The 1,841-nt window shown below is 67.7% G+C and carries 2 protein-coding genes; both read left to right on the top strand.

The window, feature by feature from the left end; genetic code table 11:
* The coding region (locus tag ABDB81_RS30295) for a phosphopantetheine-binding protein (protein WP_346814408.1) at positions 1-247 on the top strand (247 nt) is incomplete at its 5' end.
* A partial coding sequence (locus tag ABDB81_RS30290) for a condensation domain-containing protein (RefSeq protein ID WP_346814407.1) occupies positions 248-1,841 on the top strand: 1,594 nt, incomplete at its 3' end. It abuts the gene before it with no gap.

Genomic DNA, 1,841 nt, shown 5'->3' with positions numbered 1-1,841 from the left:
GGGCCTGCCTGCCGTGGGCCGGCACGACAACTTCTTTGCGCTCGGCGGACATTCGCTGGCCGTCCTGCAGACGCAGGCGCGCGTCCAGCAGCGCATGGGCGCGCGCCTGCCGCTACGGGCCTACTTTGAACACGTCACGCTGCACGCGCTGGCCGCCGAACTGGCGGCGCATCTGAAAGCGCAGACTGCAGCGGAGTCCACCGGACTGGACGAGATCGACGATCTACTCGCATCACTGGAGAGCTGAATGGAACAACGTAAACGGGCGCTGGCCGAGCGATTCCTGGCACTGCCCGCGGACAAGCGGAAAGACTTCCTGGCGGCCTTGCAGCGCCAGGGTGTGGATTTTGGCCTGCTGCCCATCGTGCCGGCCCCGGCCGCCGACCGTCAGGTCGCCTCGCCCGCGCAGCAGCGTCAATGGTTCCTGTGGCAGCTCGATCCGCAGAGTGCCGCCTATCACATTGCCGGTGCGCTGCGCCTGGAAGGGCAGCTCGATGCCGATGCGCTCGATGCCAGTTTTCAGGCACTGGCCGCGCGTCATGAATCGCTGCGCACGGTGTTTCACGGCGATGCCAACGGCATGGCGGTGCCCGAGATCCGCGACGCCTCCGGGCTGGTGGTGGCGCGGCTGGATCTCGGTGCCATCGATGCCAGCGTACGCGACGTCCGCGCCCGCGATGAAGCGCTGCGCCTGACACGCATCCCGTTCGATCTCGAAACCGGGCCACTGCTGCGCGTGGCACTGCTGCGACTGGCTGACGACGCGCACCTGCTCGTCGTCACCATGCATCACATCATTTCGGACGGCTGGTCGATGCAGGTGATCGTCGACGAGTTCGTGGCGCTCTACGGTGCCCACGTGCGCGGGGAAGCCAGCGGCCTGCCGGCGCTCGACGTGCAGTACGCCGATTTCGCGCTCTGGCAGCGCAACTGGCTCGCGGCCGGCGAGCAGGCGCGCCAACTGGCCTACTGGCAAGAACGGCTGGGCACCCGGCATCCCGTCCTCCAACTGCCTGCCGATCACGTGCGGCGAACCGTCGCCACGTATCGTGCCGCCAAGCACGGTTTCGACGTCCCCGCGCCATTGGTGGCGGCGCTGCGGCAGCGCATGCAGCAGCAGGGCGGTACGCTGTTCGCGGCGCTGCTCGGCGGTCTGCAGGCGCTGCTGCATCGCTACACGGGCGAGCCGGATATCCGCGTCGGTACGCTGACGGCGAACCGGCAGCGCGCCGAGACGGCGGGTGTGGTCGGCTTCTTCGTCAACACACAGGTGCTGTCCAACCGGTTGCGCGCGGAGATGCCGTTAAGCGAGGCATTGCGTCAGGCGCAGGACTGCGTGCTGGAGGCGCAGGACCATCAGGACCTGCCATTCGACGCGCTGCTCGATGTGCTGCGGCCCGAGCGTGGCCTGAGCGCGAATCCGCTGTTCCAGGTGCTGATTAACCACCAGCAGGAAGACGTGCAACCCAGCCACGACCTGCCGGGGCTGCACGTGGCCGGCGTGGACCTGGGCGCCACCGAGACAGACTCGCGCTTCGAACTGATGCTCGATACCGTCGAGCGTGCCTCGGGCGTGGTGGGCGTGCGGATGACCTACGCTGCCGATCTGTTCGAACCCGCCACGATCGAGCGGCTGGGGCGGCACTACCTGTCCATGCTTGCAACGCTGGCCGAAGAACCGGACCGCGCACTGGGCGATGTGCCGCTGCTGTCGGACAAGGAATCGCGCCAGTTGGCTGACTGGGGCACTGGCACACAACAAGACCATGCGCCGCTCGTGCATCTGGCCTTCCAGACGCAGGCGCGTCGCAACCCCGACGCACTGGCCGTGCTGTTCGAGG

The organism is Cupriavidus sp. DL-D2, assembly GCF_039710735.1.
In the GTDB taxonomy this organism is placed as follows: Bacteria; Pseudomonadota; Gammaproteobacteria; order Burkholderiales; family Burkholderiaceae; genus Cupriavidus.
The sequence above is the reverse complement of the archived record's forward strand: the minus strand, read 5'-3'. Positions and strand labels throughout refer to the sequence as shown.